We start from the raw sequence: 20,993 nt of genomic DNA, 5'->3' as shown, positions 1-20,993 counted from the left end.
GTCCTAAAACACAAAAAAAGTGATCACGTTTTTGTGTTAATGCTTAAGTAAAGACTCGATATAATTACTCCACCATTGCATTATTTCGTAGCGTTCTTCTAGATGTGCTTCTTTATCATATGCCCCTTTAACGCCACCTTTTAAGTGAGACAGCGCAGACTCGATCACCTGAGATTTAGAACTAAAATTTTTATTCAAATTTGTTGATGCAATATGCCTAAATCCATGGGGATTTTGCTTACCTCGATACCCCAACCTGTTTAATGCCGCATTAAATGTCAAATTAGAAATCGGTTTATTAATATTGTCACGGCTTGGAAATAAGTATTCACTTTCTGGAGAAATCTCTTTTAACTCTATTAGAAGGTTCATAACATGTTGAGATAGCGGTATACCATGCTCAATGCCTCTTTTCATCATACTCGGCGGTCGGATCCATACAGCTTCAGCAAAATCAAATTGTTCCCATCGTGCCTGTCTCAGCTCCCCTGGTCGAGGGAACATATGAATTAAAAGCTCTAAGCCGATCGCCACGGGTCGAGAAGAGGAATTTCTGATTAAAGAGATCATTTCAGGTAACTCATGAATTTTTACATGCTTCATGCTCTCTGTTTCCCCTTTAGCTAAATGATCTCTTATACCTTCTAAAGGGTTATATAGGAGATCTTTCTTAAATTTAGCTAAACTATAGGCTCCATAGCAGTATGAGATCAATTTTTCAATACGGTTAAAAATACCTTCGTTAATTTGTTTTTCTGTATAATGATTTAACCACTCTCTAGAAGTAATTGTAGCGTACTCCCGATCCCCAAAAACTGATAAAAGATGTTTCTCAATGGACTGTTTTTCTTTTCGGTAGGTTTCAGCTTTCCACGTTAATTTCTTACGTTCTAACCACTCATTCATTAAAGTAGAAAATAAGGCATCTTTATCTTGTAACTTTATTTTTTTAATCTCAGCCTGTGTTTTTATTTCAAGCGTACCATTTAACATACCTTCTGCTTTTTCTCGTGCCTGTACATAATTTACTGTTGGATAAGCCCCCAAACCAATCCATGCCCATTTACCTTGATCATTCTTATACCGATACTGCCAAGACTTTTTACCGTTTGGCTGAACTCGACAATACAATCCAGCAATGTCTGTAGGTTGACGATATTCTTTAGCTTTCGGCTTGAGTGCTTTGTAAATATCTTCAACGCTTTTTTTACGTCTTACATTTACATTCTGAGGTGTATTTTTTGAATGAGCGTTTACATCACTTTTTACATCATTTGTTTTCATAACTTATGGAATCTCCAGAGATTTTTTCCTTGGTGTATCCCTGAGTTATATTTTAAATTTAGGATACAAACAAGGATACACAGAGCGTGTTCCCATACGAAGTTATATAAGTTTAAACAAAGCAATAAAAAACCCTTAACTCTTTTAGAATTAAGGGTTTGAATTTCATATGAGTGTATATGATTATAAAATTTGGTGGGCCCAGACAGACTTGAACTGTCGACCAACGGATTATGAGTCCGCTGCTCTAACCAACTGAGCTATAGGCCCTATATAGGCTGAATTTGTTATATTTCAACTAGTTCAGGCGCATTGAATACTAGCCAAGATTAGATCAAAAAACAAGTACTTTTCTTGCTGCTTGCACACTTAGCCAGCAATCATTTTTTATCTTTAATAACTGTTCTGTTTAGGATTTAAGACTTCAGTCTAAGTTGAGCTAGCAAAAGCCTCATATGACATCTATATTTTCTATTTAAAATAAAGAGAGCTGTGCTAATTATTCGAATATCAAATTAATAAATTGATCGCTTTTACGTCTCAATACAATCATAACCAATAAAAATACCAACTATTATGTATAGAAATACAATCTCAGAAGATATTCTTTAAAAAGTTATAAAGACTAAAATTCCGATTCCAATTTCTCGTCTTTACGCAAATCCATATAGATTTCGATTAAAGACCATACAATAACCAGTGCTAAAAGAAGCATTGAGAACGTGAAAGCTGTAATATACGTCATAGGTTTCAATATCAGAGAGAAAATGACCACAAAATAGAAAAGACACAATTTCTTCTTTTCTTTGACAAAAGTCTAATAACTAAAATTTGTGCTGGATAGTCATTTTTTCATCATTTTAAGACTTATTTTATATAAGATGATATATACTAATGATTATTAAGTATTTATTTATATCTTTCAGGTCTTAAAAAACTATTGAATATACTTTTTTGATCTTGGATTTTTCATATTATTAGGGTCTGTTGACATTTACTGTTCATAATTAAACCTATAAAGGTAGCCATAAAAATACACAGGCTAAAGCAACAGAACTTTGATAATTTCTTTTGAGCTTGTCATATCGAGTAGCTATTCCTCTAAATTGCTTTAATGTACAAAACATATTTTCAACTAAATGCCTGATTTTATATAAATACCAGTCCATATGATCATTGTTCGATTGGCTATTTATTTTCTTTGGTATATTCGCTTTTGTCCCTGTTTTTCTGATCTGTTCACGCAGTGGTTCTGAATCATAGCCTTTATCTGCGCAGACCACTTTTGTCTCTTTTAAGTCTAATGTTGATATTAAATCAGGTGCAACTTTGACGTCATGTGTGGTTCCATCGGTAATCATGAAATCAATAGGATTGCCATGTGCATCAACAATCAAATGTATTTTTGAGGAGTTTCCTCCTACACTTTTAGAAATAGATTGATTCGCTATACCGGCAGAATGTTGATGAGCACGTACGTGAGCGCCATCAATAAAAATCCACTCCATATCGGGGCATGATGCTAATAATTTGAATAATCTAAGTAACTTACCACTGCTTGACCAACGATTAAAACGTTTGAAAATAGAGTTGGAATGACCAAAACAAGAAGGAATATCTCGCCACGGACAGCCTGTTCTAATTCTATAGAGAATAGCTTCAATAAAATTACGTAAGTTTGAGTTGTGATGAATAGATAAATTACGCAAAATAGTTTTCAACTTTTGCCAGTGTTGATCTGTCAGCATGGTACGAGGCATAGCGAATAGTAAAATTGGGTTTGGCGATTTGATTTTACTACTTCGCTATTTTTTAAGCTAAAAGTGTCAACACACCCTAATGAATTTGAAATAAAGCCTATTGACTGTGAATAAGAACAGGAAGAAATTATGCAGTTCATACCGTTAGCTCTTATTTCTTTCTATTTATGCTCAACAAATTTATTGGCGAATCTGCATTTAAACTTGCCGGTTGGCAATATCATGTCGAACCTGATGTGCTCGAAGATAAACAGGTCATTGTTGGATTTGAACATACATCCATGATGGATGCGGTTCTATCTTTGGCGCTCTTTAAGATGTATGACATCAAAATTCATACCCTGATCAAGAAAGAACTGTTCAAAGGCCCAATGAAACCAATTCTGGAAGCCATGGGTGGTATCGCGGTCGACCGTAAGGCGAATAAGGATATTGTCAGCGTAATGGTTGAACATTTTCAGAATAATGAAAAATTCAATCTGGTGATCGCACCTGAAGCCACCCGTGCCAAAAATGGTGAAACGCGTAAACCGATCCGTACCGGTTTCTGGCATATTGCCAAAGCTGCCAATGTGCCAATTGTGCTTATGTATGCCAATTCCAAGACTAAGCAAGGTGGGATTTTTGGCAAAATTTATCCGACTGATCTTGCACATGATCTGGCTTTAATCAAGCAGCTCTATAAAGAGAATGTTGGTCTAGATATCATTATCCCGGAATAAACACTCCATGAAAGGGCTTGAGAATAATATTTCTCCTGCCCTTTTCTTATTTAGGTATTTTCTCAGCAAATATTTTCTTAAGTTTTTATTTACATTTATTGTTTTGCCTTTCTGTTTTACTGCCTATTTTTTTGGCATTATCATTAAATCTCAAATCCAGACTCTTTTTTCAAAAAAAGAGCTTATGGTAGAATCGGCGCAATTCGATAGGCATACAGCCAATCTACAAGGAGCATATTTCGCATGGCGGGTCATTCCAAGTGGGCCAATATTAAGCATCGTAAAGCAAAACAAGATGCCAGTCGTGGTAAGTTGTTTACCAAATACATTCGTGAATTAACAACTGCTGCCAAACTCGGTGGCGCTGATGCGGGTAGTAATCCTCGTCTACGTGCTGTTGTAGAAAAAGCATTATCTGTAAACATGACACGTGATGTGATCAATCGCGCGATTCAGCGTGGTGCCGGTGGTGAAGATAACGACGATCTGAAAGAAGTAACCTATGAAGGTTATGGCGTAGGCGGCGTTGCAGTTATTGTTGAAACTATGACAGATAACCTGAACCGTACGGTTCCTGATGTACGTCACTGCTTCACTAAAACTGATGGTAACCTCGGTACCAACGGTTCAGTGTCCTTCCTGTTCACTAAACGTGGTGAGATTACTTTTGAAGATGTGTCTTTAGAAGATCAAATCATGGAAGTAGCACTTGAAGCGGGCGCGGAAGACATCGAAGTGGATGAAGATGAAATTCTGGTCATCACTACGCCAGAAAGCTTCGGTACAGTACAAGATGCTTTAGCTGCTGCAGGTTTAAAATCTGATAACGCAGAAGTGGTGATGAGCCCGTCTACCAAAGCTGAAATCACAGATATCGACCAAGCGAAAAAAATCATGAAAATGATTGATATGCTTGAAGATCTGGATGATGTTCAAAACGTTTATACCAACGTTGAATTCTCTGATGAAGTTTTAGCGCAACTTGATGCCTAATCTTCTAGCAGATCAAAACGCACCTTCGGGTGCGTTTTTTATATTTGTTAAAAAATACCTGGAATTTTAAACCTTATTTAAAAGACCACTACAGTTAAAGACATTATATTCCTTAATCACGAAGCTGGAATGCAGCGCTACAACATGCTCGATCTTACCAATTCTACTTAATAGAATCTGACTATAATTTTCCATATCACGTGCCACAACTTCGACAATAAAATCCGCAGACTGTCCTGTCACCAGGAAAGCGTTAATGACTTCCGGAATATTTTCTAATTCTTCTAAAAATTTGGCAAAAGTATCGCTATCATGCTTGCTCAAGGAAACCTGCAACAGCACATGCAGGCTAAAGCCCAATTTTTGATAATTAATTTCGCGCTTCAAGCCACTGATAATATTATGATCGATTAAATGTTTGATCCTGCGGTGCACCGAACTCACAGATAAATTTACTCTTTCAGAGAGTTCATTTAGATTGACATCTTCATGGGTCAAAATTTCAAGAATATGCTTATCAAAACGATCTAATTCCATCTCTAATCTCTTGCCATTTTATTTAAATACATCATCATTTAACTCTTAGTATTGTGATTTTTTTCGTAAATTACCAGTTATTTGAAAAAAAATGCCAGACACATCTCAATGACTAGTTTTAAGCCATGTTTATGGTCGGTCGTCGTATAAAACAAATTTTCGATAAGCGACGCTTTTAAATAAATTATTCTTATTTATCACTAAACTATTTATGAATAAAAACTATGAAGCTGATAACTGAATTTGCAAAGCATGATTAATCCAACTTAGATTTACACTTGTATAGAAATTGAATAAGAATTGAGCGGTTTATCTAAAACACACAACAAACATAACAAGATAAAAATTCGCAAGGAACGGTTATGGCTTTTAGTATTCTTAGTTCAATTAAAATTAAACTCAGTCCCGTGCTCACGACAGAGACGTAAAATACGAGTTTACTCAGCGGTTTATTGGGTGGCAGTCTTTCTGGCATTATTGGTTCTATTACAGGTTCTACCCCCTCTACCTCCTTCCCTGGATTCTCTCTTAAACAGCCTGCTTTCTGGCAATAGTTTAAATCCCAGTTCCCTCACTGATTTAATTAGCCAGTTAACGAAAGCCAATGGTGGCAGTTTCGACATAGGTTCAATCAGCAATCTGCTTAGCAGCTTAATGGGTGGTAATACCTTAACCCTGGATTTAAATGCAGTTATCAAATTGGTCAGCGGATTGATAGGTGGCAGTGCTGGCAATCTGGATGTTAGTAAAATTGCTGAACTGGCTGGCAACTTATTGCAAGGTGGTGATATTGGTATTACGCAAATCGTTCAATTAGTTAGCGGCTTAATCGGTGGCTCAACAGGTAGTTTAGATACCAGTTCAGTCAATCTGTTAGCCAGTAACCTAATGAGCAATGCAAGCAGTAATCTTGATATCGGTGCTATTACCGATTTGCTCAGTGGTCTAATTAGCAATTCAGGCAATATCGATGCTGGCACCATTGCGCAAACTGTAGCGCAAAGCCTGATGCCACTGCTTGCATCGATTGATACAGGTAATTCATCTATTGATATGAATCAACTTACGCAAGTTTTACCAACAGTGGTTGGTAGTGTGACTACATTGGTATCTGCAATCAGTTCTGCAGGTTCAGGTAATGTGCCAGACACCATCGCGGATGTACTAAAAGGCATCAATCCACTATTGAATCTATTAGCGAATAATGACGTTCTTGATGCTGATCAGGCAGAAATCGTAAATACGCTTTACGATGTCCTGAATGGGGTACAAGTGGTACTGGACTTTGTGAATAACCCATCACTACTCACCTTATCCAGCGACCTCAACAATGTGATTACCGCACTAAAACCTGTGATTGCGCTGATTGATAGCAAAGGTCAATTCTCGGATCTTCTGGATGGTGTTCAGTGTCCTGAAATTGGCGACCTGCTCGGGTCACTCGGTTCTGGCGTGCCAAGCTTAGACGGTTTAGGTCTGGATGCATTCACGGATAGTGTTGACAATTTAGTCGGTAACAACTCGTCCCTACAACTGCCTGATCTTAGCGAATTGATTTCCGGCATTAGTAATACTGATACGGCTACGAATATCAGCATTACTGAAATCCTCCCAACCATTAAAGAGACCATTACCAATCTCTCAAGTGGTAGTTCCCTGCAGAAGTTTGACTTTAGCTCACTGCTCAGTGGATTCAATAAACCAAGTGATATTGATCAGACCAGCCCTTGGGGTTAATTCTAATCTCATCAAAAAACGCGCTTTATGCGCGTTTTTTTTATTTCATTTTTAATTTTATACACCGCGCCAATCAACACGGGCATTGCGCTCATTACGATACATCTTTTGAATATATTGCCCTAATGGCAACTCAGCCAGATGACTTTGATATTCCCGGTATTCATCCGACATTGACTCAAAGCTTTCCCTCTCCCACGGCGTTCCCGGAATAGCCAATAGAGGGGCCAGAATCGAACAGACGGCAATATCGGCCAGAGAGAAACGCGAACCGACGAGATAAGATCCTTCTTTTTCCACACGGATCTGGTTAAGCTGCTCAACCGAATCCTTGATAAATTGTTTGGACTGTTCCAGTGTTTCTTCAGTTAAGGCATAACCCTTGGTCAAAAGGGTTTTTAGCAATGGCTTGGAGAATTTTTCAAACTGGCGCAGATAGCCTTTTTCACCAATCAGGATGTCCATTGATTCATGATCATGCGATAAAGCCTGAGCCAGCATCCAGCGACGCACATGGCGGCCTAATTCCTGAGTGATTTCATCAATATCTAATGCCTGCTGGCGCAAGCTTGCTTCTGCAGGTAGCAGACGGTGTTCAGGATATTGCTCATCCAGATATAGGGCGATTTTGGTCGAGTCCGCAATCCACTGTTCCCGATCACGCAGAATCGGTAAACGATTTTGTCCGGTTTTCAGGCGGGTAAAGGCACGATGGGCACCCGGCATCAGATTTTGCGCAACATATTCCAGTTCTTTGTAATCCAGCATCCAACGTGCCTTTTCACAAAAATGAGAAAGTGGAAACTGGTATAAGATGCGCATAAATTCTCCATGCTTGTTTTTAGGTCAGATCGCATTAAAACCATCTAATTTAGTCGGATACTTTAGTCACCCCAGACTGGAAATACAATGAACTTTTTATTCAAAATAAAGATGTTGCTTATTCAACACGGCGATGAGTATTTTTATACATTTTTTTGTCTTGATTATCTATAAAGCAGATATGCACTGCTTTAAACTCATCTTTTAAAAACAAGGAAATATTAAAAACCTATTTAATTTTAATCAGTTACTATATTCCAAATTTATAAGAATCTAGCAGTTTTTATCTTAAATAGCTTTTTTCATAAGCTTTGCAAAAGCAATTACTTAATTACATAAAGCTTTCGCTGTAACGTTTTGGCATCGATTTAGGATGTCATTATGTCTCGTTTAACTTCTGAAAAAGTTCATATCATCGAAAATGATCTCGACGCAATTAATGCTGCTTATCAGGTTGCAGACTTTGCCCTGGAAGGTCGTAATCAGCGTGATCAGCAACGTCTATTACCTTTTGCTGAGATTGACCTGTTCAGCCAGAAAGGTCTGGGCGGCATGCGCATTCCGAAACAGTATGGCGGTGCATTTGTTACCAATAAAACCCTGGCGCATGTATTCCGGATTATTAATAAGGCTGACTCTAGTGTTGGACAGATTCCGCAGAACCAGATTGCATTACTCAACATGATCCACATCATGGGCACAGAAGAACAAAAACAGTTTATTTATAACGAAATTCTAAAAGGTAAGCGTCTGGCGAATGGTGGCCCGGAACGAAATACTAAAGATACTAAAACCTTGGCAACCACACTTACCCTTGAAAACGGTCGCTATTTTGTGGATGGCGAGAAATTCTATTCAACTGGCAGTAGCTTTGCCCATTGGCTGGCGATTAAAGCGATTCATCCAGAAGGCCATGTAGTACTAACCATTATCGACCGCAATGCTGAAAGTGTGGAAGTGATCGACAATTGGAATGGCTTTGGTCAACGCACGACTTCGAGTGGTACCATCAAACTTCAGCATGTCGAAGTTGATCCGCTATTGATTTTTGATGAGCGTCTGTTAGGAAATCAACCAAGCTACCGCGGTGCCTATTCCCAATTGATGCAGGTCGCGATTGATGTCGGCATTGCCGAAGCTGCTTTTGCCGATACGCTGACTGCCGTACAAAAAGCACGTCCAATTGTCGATGCTCAAGTCGAAAAAGCCAGCTTAGAACATTATACCCTGCAGGAAGTTGGCAAATCTTCTGTGCTGCTCGATGCCGCGATTTTACTGCTGGATGAAGCCGCTGAATATCTGGATGAACTGGATCAACTGGAAGCAGTGACCGATGAGCAGGCAGCCAAAGCCTCAATTCTGGTGGCTGAAGCCAAGGTCTATGCCAATGATGCAGCTTTGCATATCTCGGAAAAATTACTGGAATTGGGTGGAAGTCGCTCCAGCCTCAGTCAGCACAATCTGGATCAGCATTGGCGTAATGCCCGTGTGCATACCTTGCATGACCCGATCCGCTGGAAGCTGCATGCACTTGGGGATTATTACCTGAATCATAAACTCCCTGCCCGCCACGCCTGGATTTAAGGATATTTGCCATGACTTCATTTCAAAACATTAGTCCATTGCAGTCAGAACAGCTGACACATGCGCACATCATCAAATCTGATGAAGAAGCACTAGAAATTGCCCATAATCTGGCAGAGCAGTTCAAGATTAATTCAGTACAACGTGATGCTGAACGTATTCTGCCTTTCGAAGAAATCGAGGCTTATAGCCAGTCCGGACTCTGGGCGATTACTGTACCTAAAGAATATGGTGGTGCAGAAGTGTCTAGCTATACGGTGGCACAAGTCATTGCCCTAATGAGCGGTGTGGATGGATCAATCGGTCAGATTCCGCAAAACCATTTCTATGGTCTCGAAATCCTGCGCAATAACGGCACGGAGGAACAAAAACAGAAACTCTATGCCGAAGTCTTAAAAGGTGCACGTTTTGGTAATGCCCTAGCTGAATTCAAGACCAAGACTGCTGCACAGCGTCAAACCGCGATCCGCAAAACCGAGCAAGGCTATGTCATTAACGGCGAAAAATTCTATTGCACCGGCAGCCTGTTTGCGCACCGCATCCCAACATTGGTCGTGGATGAAAGCGAGCAGCAATTCCTGGCTTTTGTGCCACGTGACAGCGAAGGTCTCACCTTGATTGATGACTGGAGCGGTTTTGGCCAGCGTACCACGGGCAGTGGTACAGTGAAATTCGATAACGTACACGTGCTTGAAGAAGATGTGGTGCGTTTTGATACAGCCTATTCCCACCCAACCATTTCCGGACCTTTTGCACAATTGCTGCATGCCTCCATTGAAACCGGTATTGCCCGCGCTGCATTTGAGGAAACCTTAAACCGTGTACGTCAGGCACGTCCGTGGATTGATTCTGGTGTAGACAATGCTACAGATGATCCACTGACCAAATTTGAACTCGGTCGTGTCGTAACAGATGTACGTGCTTCCGAAGTCTTGCTCAAACAGGCTGGCCGTTCCGTTGATGCTGCTAAAGCTGACCCAACTGAAGCTAGGGTTGCCAAAGCCTCACTGGATGTAGCCAAAGCCCGTGCACACAGTAGTGAAACTGCTTTAAAAGCATCATCAAAACTAATTGAACTGGCCGGCAGCCGTGGCAGCCAGCGCGAAGATGGACTGGACCGTTTCTGGCGTAATGCTCGCGTGCATACCCTGCACGATGCCTCACGCTGGAAATACTATTTCATTGCCAATTATTTGCTGAATGGTGTACTGCCTCCACGCCGGGGGACATTGTAATGACAATTACTAAGACTGATCCAAAAGCAAAAAAAATCCTGCTCAATGCCTTTGATATGAACTGCGTGGGTCATATCAATCATGGTTTATGGACTCACCCACGAGATGAGTCACACCGTTTTAATGAGCTGAGCTACTGGACTGATCTGGCAAAAACGCTTGAAAAAGGCCTGTTCGATGGTCTGTTTATTGCCGACATTACCGGGGTGTATGACGTCTATCAAAATGGCATTGATCTGACTTTAAAAGAATCAATTCAGTTACCCAGCCATGATCCAAGCACGCTGGTGTCTGCCATGGCAACCGTCACTAAAAATCTCGGTTTTGGGGTCACGGTGAATCTCAGCTATGAGTCGCCATATCAGTTCGCCCGCCGTTTTGCCAGTCTGGATCATCTGACCCATGGCCGTATCGGCTGGAATATTGTTACTGGTTATCTGGACAGTGCGCAGCGCCTGATTGGTGAAAATGGCTTGAAAGATCACGACTTACGTTATGAACAGGCCGAAGAATTTTTACAGCTGTGCTACAAGTTCTGGGAAGGCTCCTGGGAAGATGATGCTGTGCTGAAAGACAAGCAGCAACGTATCTTTACTGATCCAGCCAAGGTGCACCAGGTCAATCATCAGGGTCAATTTTATCGTAGCCAGGGCGTGTTCCAGGTTTCACCTTCTGTTCAACGTACGCCTGTGCTGTTCCAAGCCGGTGCTTCACCACGGGGTATGGCCTTTGCTACTCAACATACTGAAGGCATGTTTATTGGTGGTGATCATCCGGACAAGATTAAAAAACAGGTTGATCAGATTCGTCGTCAGGCCACTGAACAAGGCCGTGATCCTGAAGCGATCAAGATTTTTGTCGGCATTACCATCGTGACTGCAGAAACGGATGAACTGGCACAGCAAAAGCTGGATGAATATCGCGCCTATGCCAGCCCTGAAGCAGGTCTTGCACATTATTCCAGCTCAGTTGGCATTGACCTGTCCAAATTTGCTGATGATGAACCAATTCCTTACAAGAAGACCAATAGTATTGCGACGGTTAATGACAAATTCAAAGAGCAGCAGATCACACCCAATGACCTGAAAGCTCAACATGAGCTGGGTGGTCGTTATCCACTTATCGTAGGTAATGGCGCAACAGTGGCAGAAAAACTGATTCAGCTGATTGATGAAACCGGTATTGATGGCTTCAACCTGACTCGCACGGTTGCACCTGAATCGCATCAGGATTTTATCCAATTAGTGATTCCTGAATTACAGCAGCGCGGACGCTATAAAACTGAATATGAACAAGGCAGTTTCAGACACAAGCTATTTCAGCAAGGAGACCGCTTACCTAGTGCGCATCCAGTGCAGCAATTCCGATGTCAAAGCTCCGCCTCAACAGCGAACACGAACCTAAAACAAAAACAATCAGCATAAATTTATTTTGAGGTGCAACATGGCACAAACCGTTAAAACAAAATTCACCGTTGTTGGGGTGATTATTGCCGCCGTCATTATCGGACTGGTGGTGTGGAACCAGCAAAAGAAATCCGGTTCGGATGAACTGGTGATTGGGATCAGCCCATCTTTTGCTAAGCCTTTACAGGTCGCAGCAGAAGAAGCCAGACAGCAAGGTGTGAATGTCAAACTGGTCGAGTTCTCGGACTGGAATACACCGAATATCACCCTGAATCATGGCGATATTGATGCCAACTTCTTCCAGCATCAGCCATTTTTGGATAATGCCAAGAAAGAAACTGATTTTAAAATCAAGGCATTTGCCAAAGGTGCAGCGACTCACGTTGGCCTGTATTCCAAGAAAATTAACAGTCTGGATGAACTTAAAGACGGCGCAAAAGTTGTAGTACCAAATGATCCAGTCAATCAAGGTCGTGCGCTACTGTTATTGCAACAAGCCAAACTGGTAACTTTAAAAGATCCAAACAACCACCTTTCTAGCCTAAAAGATATTGCAGTGAATCCGAAAAAACTGCAATTCGTTGAAGTTGAAGGTCCGCAAACTGCGCGTGCCATTGATGATGTTGATTTAGCATTTGGCTATCCACACTACCTACGTCTGGCTAAAACAGCTGATCCAGAACAAGCATTGCTATTTGACTCTAACAAGGACAACCGTTACGCGATCCTGTTTGCCGTACATGAAGACTATCAGGACAAAAATGACAAGCTGAAAAAATTTGTTGAAATCTATCAGAACTCACCTCGCGTGAAGGAAGCACTAGATGCTGACTTTGGTGCGAAGCTCTGGTTCCCGGGCTGGAAATAAGGAGAATACTATGGTGAGTTTTGGTTCTCAGGTGGCGTTTTACGTTCCGCATATCAAAATCCGCAACCTGAACAAATACTATGAGGTACAAGGCAAATCGGTACATGCCTTAAAGGACATCAATCTGGATATTCCTGAAGGAAATATCTTCGGGATTATCGGAAAAAGTGGCGCGGGGAAATCTTCGCTACTACGTACTTTGAATGGTCTGGAACAGATCAGTGAGGGTCATATCCATATCCATCAACAAGATCTGGCTGGGCTCACCCATGCTGAACTTATCCAGTTACGTCAGCGCATTGGCATGATCTTTCAGCACTTCAACCTGATGTCAGCCAAAACCGTCTGGGAAAATGTAGCACTACCTTTAAAAGTCGCGAATTATAAAAAATCAGACATTGATGCACGCGTGAATGAAGTCCTGCAACTGGTCGGCTTAAGCGAAAAAGCGCAGAACTACCCTTCTCAGTTATCCGGCGGACAAAAGCAGCGTGTCGGCATTGCCCGTGCGCTGGTGCATCATCCGGAAATTCTACTCTGTGATGAAGCCACTTCTGCACTAGACCCAGAAAGCACTTCAGTGGTACTGTCTTTACTGAAAGAAATCAACCAGAAACTCGGCCTCACTATTGTACTAATCACCCATGAGATGCAGGTCATTCGTGAAATCTGCGATCAAGTCGTCGTAATTGAAAAAGGTGAAATTGTTGAATCCGGTGAAGTCTGGTCTGTATTCTCCAATCCACAGCAACAAATCACCCAGGAACTGCTGAATCTGGAACAACTGGAACTGCCATTTGCGATCAGTCCTGAAGTCACTGCTGATACTACACATAGCATTATCAAACTTCGCTATGCCTCTAGTGTTCAGCATTCACCAGATTTGAAAGTGATTTTCGAACAGTTCGAGCATCCGGTGCATCTCTATCAAAGTCATATCGACAGCATCCAGAATCATCTGGTCGGTAGCCTGATTGTCGCGGTTGCTGATCTGAATCTGGATACCGACTTACTTCAGCAAAAATTAAAACAACACATTGCACAAATTGAGGTGATTGGCTATGCACGACCAACTCATTGATTTATTACTGACAGGAACTACTGATACCCTCATCATGGTCGGTGTATCCGCAATCGTTGCCTTTTTAATTGGCTTACCAATGGCGGTAGTGTTAGTCAGTACGTCTGAACATGGTATTTACCCATCTAAACCCATTAATCAGGCTTTGGGCTGGGTTGTGAATATTACCCGTTCGGTGCCTTTCCTGATTTTGATGGTGGCGCTGATTCCTATTACCCGCTGGATTGTGGGGACCAGCTATGGTGTCTGGGCAGCCGTTGTACCTTTAACCTTAGCAGCGACTCCTTTCTTTGCCCGGATTGCTGAAGTAAGCCTACGTGAAGTCGATCAGGGGCTGATAGAAGCGGCTCAAGCAATTGGCTGTAACCGTAAGCAGATTATCTGGCATGTGGTATTGCCTGAAGCTTTACCGGGGATTGTGGCTGGTTTTACCGTCACTTTGGTGACCATGATTAACTCCTCGGCGATTGCCGGTGCGATCGGTGCAGGTGGATTGGGTGATATCGCCTATCGTTATGGCTATCAGCGTTTTGATATGCAGATCATGCTAGCCGTGATTGTGGTGCTGGTAATTCTGGTCATGCTAGTTCAGGCCACTGGTGACACCCTATCGAATCAGCTCGATAAACGTAAAATTTAAAAACATCTATTTCATAAGTTTTCAACAAAGCATCCAGCCATGACCTGACTTTGTCATGGCTTTCATGTAAAATCACTGGCAATTTTTATATAACGCTTTGTGAGTTATTTCATGGGTTTTAATTGTGGTATTGTAGGCCTGCCTAACGTTGGTAAATCTACGCTTTTCAATGCATTAACTAAAGCTGCAATTGCTGCGGAAAACTTCCCATTCTGTACGATTGAACCAAACACCGGTATCGTGCCTGTGCCTGATCCACGCCTGGACAAACTTGCTGAAATCGTAAAACCACAACGCGTGGTACCAACTACCATGGAATTCGTGGACATCGCGGGTCTGGTTGCTGGTGCATCTAAAGGCGAAGGTCTGGGTAATCAGTTCCTGGCGAATATCCGTGAAACGGATGCAATTGCTCATGTTGTCCGTTGTTTCGAAGATGAAAACGTGATTCACGTCAACGGTAAAATTGATCCGCTTGATGATATCGCAACGATTAACACTGAACTTGCTCTAGCTGATCTTGAAACTGTGACTAAAGCAGTGACTCGTTTGGCGAAGTCTGCCAAAGGTGGCGATAAAGAAGCGATCGCGACTAAAGCAGTTCTAGATAAAATTCTTCCTCTTTTAGATGAAGGCAAACCTGCTCGTGCTGCAACCTTAGATGATGACGAACGTAAACTGGTACGTGGTTTTGGTCTGTTAACGCTTAAACCAACCATGTATATCGCCAACGTGGCTGAAGACGGTTTTGAAAATAACCCGCATTTAGATGCTGTACGTGAACTGGCTGCTGCTGAAAATGCAATCGTGGTTCCACTTTGTAACCAGATCGAAGCAGAAATTTCATTGCTTGAAGATGAAGACCGTGCTGAATTCCTGGAAGCTATGGGCATGGAAGAACCAGGTCTGAACGTGGTGATTCGTGCAGGTTATTCATTGCTTGGTCTACAAACTTACTTTACTGCTGGCGTACAGGAAGTTCGCGCCTGGACGGTTAAAGTCGGCGCTACTGCGCCTCAAGCTGCGGGTGTAATCCACACTGACTTCGAAAAAGGCTTTATCCGTGCTGAATGTATTGCTTACGATGACTTCGTACAGTACAACGGCGAAGCTGGCGCCAAAGAAGCAGGTAAATGGCGTTTGGAAGGTAAAACTTATATCGTTCAGGACGGCGATGTTCTGCACTTCCGCTTTAACGTATAAGTTTAAAACCAAAGAAAAGCCCCAAATCTGGGGCTTTTTGTTACCAAATTTGGCTTCTTGCTATTTTCATAAGCATCTTTACACCTTATTTATAAAAACCATACCTCACAACATAAATGATAATAATTCTCATTGTATTTAATGCAACTCAAGCGTATTTTAAAATTTAGTCGAAAATTCCACTCACTCAATTACGCTTAAGGACAATTAAAAATGAGCTATACCCTTCCCGAACTCCCTTATGCTTATGATGCATTGGAACCGCATATTGATGCTAAAACTATGGAAATCCACCATGCCAAACATCATCAAACTTATATCAACAACATCAATGCAGGTATTGAAGGCACAGAATGGGAAGATCTTTCTGTAGAAGAACTGGTAAGCAAAGCCAATCAGGTACCTGAAGATTTGAAAAATAATGTGATTAATAATGGTGGCGGTCATGCCAACCATTCCCTGTTCTGGACAGTAATGAGTCCAGAGGGCGGTGGCAATCCTGAAGGTGAAATTGCACAAGCGATCGACAAGGAGCTTGGTGGCTTTGAAGCTTTTAAAGAAGCTTTTACCAAGGCAGCCTTAACCCGTTTTGGTAGTGGATGGGCCTGGCTCAGCGTAGCACCTGATCAAACCATTATTGTAGAAAACAGTGCCAATCAGGACTCACCACTCATGCATGGCAATACTCCGATTCTAGGTCTGGATGTGTGGGAACATGCGTACTATTTGAAATACCAGAACCGTCGTCCTGAATATATTGCCGCTTTCTTTAATGTGGTGAACTGGAAGGAAGTGAATCGCCGTTATCTGGAAGCACTTTCAATATAAATGAATACAGTAGGACGAAATCTCATGTCTTGGCACTCTTTACGCTTGATCTGCGGCCTCAGTATTCTTTTGGGCGGAGCAGTGTTGTATCTAGAACGTCTGTTCATGTTGCTTTAAGACATGATCGTCTAACTGTATGGGAAGCCTTATTCTGAGGCTTCTTTTATTTTTTGCTGTTTGAATTTTCTATAGGGAGATGGATTTAAAATTTAAGAACGCAATTCACAAACATTGACGCTATCAAAGCCATTGGTACATGGTGCCACTTCACACGCATGAGAAGCTTGTACTGCACTTACTAAAACAGTACTTATACTTATCGCTAAAAACAATTTATTTAACATTTAAAATTACTCCAAAAATTAACTTTTATCTCTAAATCGCTTGATTATGAGTCAACTATAGGACTTTTTTAATGACTCAGGGCAATATTTCTTGATTTTAATTATTTTTTATTTATATAAATAGAATCGTTTTTTATAACAAAAAAGCGGAACCGAAGTTCCGCCTGAAGATTATAAAACCCGATTAAGACTGTTCAGCTACTGCATTACCTTTCTGCTTTGGATCAGTATTTCCCAGTTCAGGATGAGCAATTGCTCCCTGACATTGCTGTTTATCACGCTCATAGTCGGCCTGTCTGTGTGCCACGCTACTGCTATTTTCAACGGTGCTACGTGCCCAGATTTCCAGACTGGTTAAAGCCTTGCGACATAAGGCATATTTGCCTTCCGTCACTGAGTCAGTCATTTTCACATTAATGCGCCAGTCAGTACTTAATTTACGGGCCGGTTGACGCACCTGAGCATCAATCTGCTCCATTTCCTTGTTATAGACCAGCGGATCGACTTCATTCATGAATTGCCATGCAGCATTAGCATAAGTTGTTGCATCATTGGAGAGTTTAGGTGCCGCTTTAATTTCGGCCTTTGGCGCTTGACTGTCATTTCCACAAGCTTGAAGAAATAAGGTGCTGCCGATTAAAACACCGACCAGCATTGCACGTGTCTTGAACATCAACATATCAGAATCGCCAGTTAAATATTTCGGCACTATGCTAGTAAATTCGCGTACAATACACAATCTTGATTTAATCCCTGTTTTAACTCTCTCCCTCAAGGTGTTTTGTGTCTGACCACAATCCAGTAGCGATGCAACCTGCCGGTTTCTGGCAAGGTGCCAAAGATAGCCAGGCCATTATATTTACTTACCTTCCGGTCTCCTTTGCCTTTGGCGTTTCTGCCACCCAGTTCGGCTTTACTGCCTGGGAAGCCTTATTTCTGTCCTGCTCCATGTATGCCGGTGCCAGTCAATTTTTAGTTGTAGCTCTACTTGGTAGCGGTACTTCGATCTGGATGACTGCATTGACCGTAATTGCTTTGGACATTCGCCATCTTTTATACGGCCCAGCTTTACAAAACCTGATCCAAGATCGTTTAAACTTGAAGAAAACCGCAGTCTGGGCTTGGGGTCTTACTGATGAAGTCTTTGCTTCAGGTATGATCAAGCTGTCACAAAGGCGTCAGGAATGGTCAGAGTCGTGGATGCTCGGTCTGAGTCTGTTTAGCTGGTTATCTTGGGCGATAGGTTCATTTCTAGGCGGCCTATTTGCTGATCAGGTTAGTCATCTGCCACAATTCTTGCAGGCGGCTTTAGATTTCCTGCTACCTGCCCTGTTCTTAAGTTTCTTATTGGCAGCTTTTGAAAAGAAACATACCTTTGTCGTGACCAGCACGATTATTGTCTCAGCAGTTGCCTGTTATTTTATCGATTTGTCCGCTGCGATCTTTATTGGCATCAGTTCCGGCATTTTGGCCGGCCTGTTCAAGCACTATGTACTGAAAAAACCAGATCCTGAATATGCAGGAGATCAATCATGAATTTTGAAATTATTTTGGTCGGGATTATTGTCGGAATTGCCAATTTTGCCTCACGTTTTGGTCCATTCTATGTGATTCAAAAATTTCAGCAGGGTTCGCAAAAACGTGGTGCGCTATGGTTGAAAATTGCATTGGGTTCGATTGGAATTGCTGCCATCAGTTCCATGCTGGTTGTGGCGACTTTACCGCCCTTATTGGAAACGCCAGATAAAAGCTTTGCCATGTTGATCGGTTTTATTGTACTCGCTGGACTGTATTTCAAGTTCAAGAAAATTGTCATGGCGACCTTAACTGCTGCTTTAACCTATGGTCTGATTTATACCTATATCCCCATGCCTTTTTAAGCCTTTTAGTAAATTAGAAATCTCATTCAAGACTTATGCTAAATTAAATATATAAGTCTTTTTTATATAAGAAGAAAATAAGGAAAGTGTTGGCATGTTCGAGCCAAAGCAAATGATTGAAGGGAAAATATTTATTCATCATCGACGTGATGAAATGTTGGCTATTTTAACCAGTATGAATTACCCGGCTGCTATTTTGAATGTTTTATCAATGCACAGAATTTTACTGGTCATTTTGTAGAAGTGGTTGCTGAACCCGCAGATTATGTCCGTGTCATTTATATTCAGAAGCATGGCAAAAATAAAATCATTGCCCTCTACAATCAGACTCAACAGGTGATCCATCTGCACCCTAAACAAATCATTTTTAGCCAATGGAGCCTGTTACATAAAGGCATTCCAAATCTCATTTCTGTATTTTGCTTTAGTGTAATTTTACTGTTTTTATTCTTTGCACTTGTCGCAATATCAAATCATCAATTCCATTTTTTCACTGTATTCCTCGATGCACTGCAATTTTCAGGATTTGGTTTATTGCTATGGATATTTGGTTTTATCTGTCCTTTTGTCATTCCCTTTTACGCCTTTAAGAGTATACAAAGTCTGAAACTTCTCCATCAACTTCAGCTCAATGACAAGCAAATTCTGCATATGAAAAAACTCAATCCGCAAAATCGTATTTATGATTTAAACCCTATGAAAAATACAGTAAAGCGAACTGCCTGATTTCAGATGCAATTCTCTATAAACTTTTATAAATAAAACTGCTGGCCAATATCACAATTTTGTATGAAACTCGGCTTATCTCGGCATTGAGTTCTGTTATGCTAAAAGTCCATAAAATCAAGCATGGATAATACACATGAACGTGACTATTGGTACTCCTCTTCAATCTTCAGCTTTTAAAGTTCTATTGCTAGGTTCAGGAGAACTAGGTAAGGAAGTGGTGATTTCCTTGCAACGTTTAGGTGTAGAAGTTCATGCTGCAGATCGTTATGCAGATGCTCCTGCCATGCAGGTGGCACATTTTTCTTATGCCTTAAATATGGCAGATGCAGCGGAACTCAAACAGCTCATTCAAAAAATTCAGCCGCATCTCATTGTTCCTGAAATTGAAGCGATTGCGACAGAAGTACTGGTTGAAATCGAAGAACAGAATATTGCAACTGTAATTCCTTCTGCTAAAGCGGTTAACCTGACCATGAATCGTGAAGGCATTCGTCGTCTGGCAGCTGAAGAACTAGGCTTACCGACGTCTGCTTATCGCTTTGCCGCTTCTCTGGAATCTTTCCGCGCAGCCTGTGATGACATTGGTTATCCAAACTTTGTGAAGCCGGTGATGTCTTCTTCAGGTAAAGGCCAATCTCGCGTGAAAAGTTTTGAAGAAGTTGATGCTGCCTGGGAATATGCGCAAACAGGTGGTCGAGTTAATCAGGGCAAAGTAATTGTCGAATCACAGATTGATTTTGATTTTGAAATTACCCTGCTTACTGTGCGGGCTAAAAATCCTCAAACTGGCGAAATCGAAACCTCTTACTGTGATCCAATCGGACATCGTCAGGACTCAGGCGACTATGTAGAAAGCTGGCAGCCTCAGCCAATGAGCCCTGCTGCTCTGGAAGAATCAAAACGTATCGCCAATAAAGTCACCACGGCATTGGGCGGTTGCGGCATTTTTGGTGTAGAACTCTTTGTCAAAGGCGACAAAGTATGGTTTAGTGAGGTTTCACCTCGCCCGCATGACACTGGTCTGGTCACTTTGGCTTCCCAGTTCCAGAGTGAATTTGAACTGCATGCCCGTGCTATTTTAGGCTTACCAGTCAATACAGCTCGCCATAGTGTGGCTGCCAGTGCCGTAATTTACGCAGGTGTCGATGATCGCAACCTTTCATTTTCTGGCCTGAATCTTGCTTTAGCCCATGCCGATACCGATTTACGCCTGTTTGGTAAACCTGAAGGTTTTAAACGCCGCCGTATGGGTGTCGCGACTGCGCGTGCAGAAAGCATTGAACAGGCTCGCGAGCTGGCTCAACAGGTTGCTGACCAAGTTAATGTGAATCAAAATTAAG

General features: G+C 41.6%; 20 protein-coding genes and 1 tRNA gene. 15 read left to right on the top strand and 6 right to left on the bottom strand.

Annotation, left to right across the window (positions count from 1 at the left end; translation table 11 throughout):
• Nucleotides 1–36: 36 nt before the first annotated feature.
• From C3F22_RS04530 to C3F22_RS04520, 3 genes are all read right to left on the bottom strand, one after another.
• Entirely contained in the window at nucleotides 37–1,284 is a 1,248-nt protein-coding gene (locus tag C3F22_RS04530) for a tyrosine-type recombinase/integrase (protein WP_104425913.1), read from the bottom strand.
• 193 nt (nucleotides 1,285–1,477) lie between these two features.
• Nucleotides 1,478–1,554 (bottom strand) — tRNA-Ile (locus C3F22_RS04525).
• A 743-nt stretch (nucleotides 1,555–2,297) separates the two neighbouring features.
• Nucleotides 2,298–3,044, bottom strand: a complete 747-nt coding sequence (locus C3F22_RS04520; protein ID WP_104425912.1) for an IS5 family transposase — start codon at nucleotides 3,042–3,044, stop codon at nucleotides 2,298–2,300.
• Between the two features lie 167 nt (nucleotides 3,045–3,211).
• Between C3F22_RS04520 and C3F22_RS04510 the strand changes: the two genes are divergently transcribed.
• Nucleotides 3,212–3,766, top strand: a complete 555-nt coding sequence (locus C3F22_RS04510; protein ID WP_004784088.1) for a 1-acyl-sn-glycerol-3-phosphate acyltransferase — start codon at nucleotides 3,212–3,214, stop codon at nucleotides 3,764–3,766.
• Between the two features lie 243 nt (nucleotides 3,767–4,009).
• On the top strand, nucleotides 4,010–4,759 hold the full coding sequence (locus C3F22_RS04505; RefSeq protein ID WP_004784089.1) for a YebC/PmpR family DNA-binding transcriptional regulator: 750 nt from the start codon (nucleotides 4,010–4,012) through the stop codon (nucleotides 4,757–4,759).
• 66 nt (nucleotides 4,760–4,825) lie between these two features.
• On the opposite strand, the gene C3F22_RS04500 is transcribed toward C3F22_RS04505, so the two are convergent.
• Entirely contained in the window at nucleotides 4,826–5,296 is a 471-nt protein-coding gene (locus C3F22_RS04500) for an Lrp/AsnC family transcriptional regulator (RefSeq protein WP_004784091.1), read from the bottom strand.
• 456 nt (nucleotides 5,297–5,752) lie between these two features.
• Here C3F22_RS04500 and C3F22_RS04495 point away from each other — a divergent pair, with 456 nt between their 5' ends.
• The gene (locus C3F22_RS04495; protein ID WP_004784094.1) at nucleotides 5,753–7,033 is read left to right on the top strand and encodes a hypothetical protein; all 1,281 of its coding nucleotides are present in this window, start codon (nucleotides 5,753–5,755) and stop codon (nucleotides 7,031–7,033) included.
• A 57-nt stretch (nucleotides 7,034–7,090) separates the two neighbouring features.
• Here the strand turns inward: C3F22_RS04495 and C3F22_RS04490 are convergent, their stop codons facing one another.
• Nucleotides 7,091–7,855 (bottom strand): glutathione S-transferase family protein, encoded by a 765-nt coding sequence (locus C3F22_RS04490; protein WP_004784096.1) that lies wholly within the window; start codon nucleotides 7,853–7,855, stop codon nucleotides 7,091–7,093.
• Between the two features lie 381 nt (nucleotides 7,856–8,236).
• Here C3F22_RS04490 and C3F22_RS04485 point away from each other — a divergent pair, with 381 nt between their 5' ends.
• The 8 genes from C3F22_RS04485 (at nucleotide 8,237) to C3F22_RS04450 (ending at nucleotide 16,700) form a co-directional block, all read left to right on the top strand.
• Nucleotides 8,237–9,439, top strand: a complete 1,203-nt coding sequence (locus C3F22_RS04485) for an SfnB family sulfur acquisition oxidoreductase (protein ID WP_004784098.1) — start codon at nucleotides 8,237–8,239, stop codon at nucleotides 9,437–9,439.
• 11 nt (nucleotides 9,440–9,450) lie between these two features.
• Nucleotides 9,451–10,674: an SfnB family sulfur acquisition oxidoreductase gene (locus C3F22_RS04480; RefSeq protein ID WP_004784100.1), complete on the top strand. Its 1,224-nt coding sequence runs from the start codon at nucleotides 9,451–9,453 to the stop codon at nucleotides 10,672–10,674.
• A complete protein-coding gene (locus C3F22_RS04475) occupies nucleotides 10,674–12,098 on the top strand; it encodes an LLM class flavin-dependent oxidoreductase (protein WP_004784102.1) in 1,425 nt (474 codons plus the stop codon). Before C3F22_RS04480 ends, C3F22_RS04475 begins: the two co-directional genes overlap by 1 nt.
• Nucleotides 12,099–12,117: 19 nt before the next feature.
• Nucleotides 12,118–12,948 carry a MetQ/NlpA family ABC transporter substrate-binding protein gene (locus C3F22_RS04470; protein WP_004784104.1) on the top strand — a complete coding sequence of 277 codons (831 nt, stop codon included), beginning with the start codon at nucleotides 12,118–12,120 and terminating at the stop codon, nucleotides 12,946–12,948.
• A gap of 10 nt (nucleotides 12,949–12,958) precedes the next feature.
• Nucleotides 12,959–14,029, top strand: a complete 1,071-nt coding sequence (locus tag C3F22_RS04465; protein WP_004784106.1) for a methionine ABC transporter ATP-binding protein — start codon at nucleotides 12,959–12,961, stop codon at nucleotides 14,027–14,029.
• A complete protein-coding gene (locus C3F22_RS04460) occupies nucleotides 14,010–14,669 on the top strand; it encodes a methionine ABC transporter permease (RefSeq protein WP_004784108.1) in 660 nt (219 codons plus the stop codon). The genes C3F22_RS04465 and C3F22_RS04460 overlap by 20 nt, the downstream gene beginning before the upstream one ends.
• Before the next feature lie 111 nt (nucleotides 14,670–14,780).
• Nucleotides 14,781–15,872 (top strand): redox-regulated ATPase YchF, encoded by a 1,092-nt coding sequence (ychF, locus tag C3F22_RS04455; protein ID WP_004784110.1) that lies wholly within the window; start codon nucleotides 14,781–14,783, stop codon nucleotides 15,870–15,872.
• A 213-nt stretch (nucleotides 15,873–16,085) separates the two neighbouring features.
• Nucleotides 16,086–16,700, top strand: a complete 615-nt coding sequence (locus C3F22_RS04450; RefSeq protein ID WP_004784113.1) for a superoxide dismutase — start codon at nucleotides 16,086–16,088, stop codon at nucleotides 16,698–16,700.
• Nucleotides 16,701–17,228: 528 nt separating this feature from the next.
• On the opposite strand, the gene C3F22_RS04445 is transcribed toward C3F22_RS04450, so the two are convergent.
• Nucleotides 17,229–17,723: a hypothetical protein gene (locus C3F22_RS04445; protein WP_004784117.1), complete on the bottom strand. Its 495-nt coding sequence runs from the start codon at nucleotides 17,721–17,723 to the stop codon at nucleotides 17,229–17,231.
• Between the two features lie 128 nt (nucleotides 17,724–17,851).
• On the opposite strand from C3F22_RS04445, the gene C3F22_RS04440 reads away from it, so the two are divergent.
• The 4 genes from C3F22_RS04440 to purT all read left to right on the top strand — a co-directional run bounded on the left by C3F22_RS04440 (nucleotide 17,852) and on the right by purT (nucleotide 20,992).
• Nucleotides 17,852–18,580 carry an AzlC family ABC transporter permease gene (locus C3F22_RS04440; protein ID WP_171064817.1) on the top strand — a complete coding sequence of 243 codons (729 nt, stop codon included), beginning with the start codon at nucleotides 17,852–17,854 and terminating at the stop codon, nucleotides 18,578–18,580.
• Nucleotides 18,577–18,924 (top strand): L-valine transporter subunit YgaH, encoded by a 348-nt coding sequence (gene ygaH, locus C3F22_RS04435; RefSeq protein WP_004784121.1) that lies wholly within the window; start codon nucleotides 18,577–18,579, stop codon nucleotides 18,922–18,924. The genes C3F22_RS04440 and ygaH overlap by 4 nt, the downstream gene beginning before the upstream one ends.
• 243 nt (nucleotides 18,925–19,167) lie before the next feature.
• The gene (locus C3F22_RS04430) at nucleotides 19,168–19,650 is read left to right on the top strand and encodes a hypothetical protein (RefSeq protein WP_004784125.1); all 483 of its coding nucleotides are present in this window, start codon (nucleotides 19,168–19,170) and stop codon (nucleotides 19,648–19,650) included.
• A gap of 127 nt (nucleotides 19,651–19,777) precedes the next feature.
• Complete coding sequence (gene purT, locus C3F22_RS04425; RefSeq protein ID WP_171064818.1) at nucleotides 19,778–20,992, top strand: formate-dependent phosphoribosylglycinamide formyltransferase; 1,215 nt, start codon at nucleotides 19,778–19,780, stop codon at nucleotides 20,990–20,992.
• The last annotated feature ends 1 nt before the right edge of the window (nucleotide 20,993 follow it).

The sequence above is a fragment of the Acinetobacter sp. ACNIH1 genome (assembly GCF_002934695.1).
Lineage (GTDB): Bacteria > Pseudomonadota > Gammaproteobacteria > Pseudomonadales > Moraxellaceae > Acinetobacter > Acinetobacter variabilis.
The sequence above is the reverse complement of the archived record's forward strand: the minus strand, read 5'-3'. Positions and strand labels throughout refer to the sequence as shown.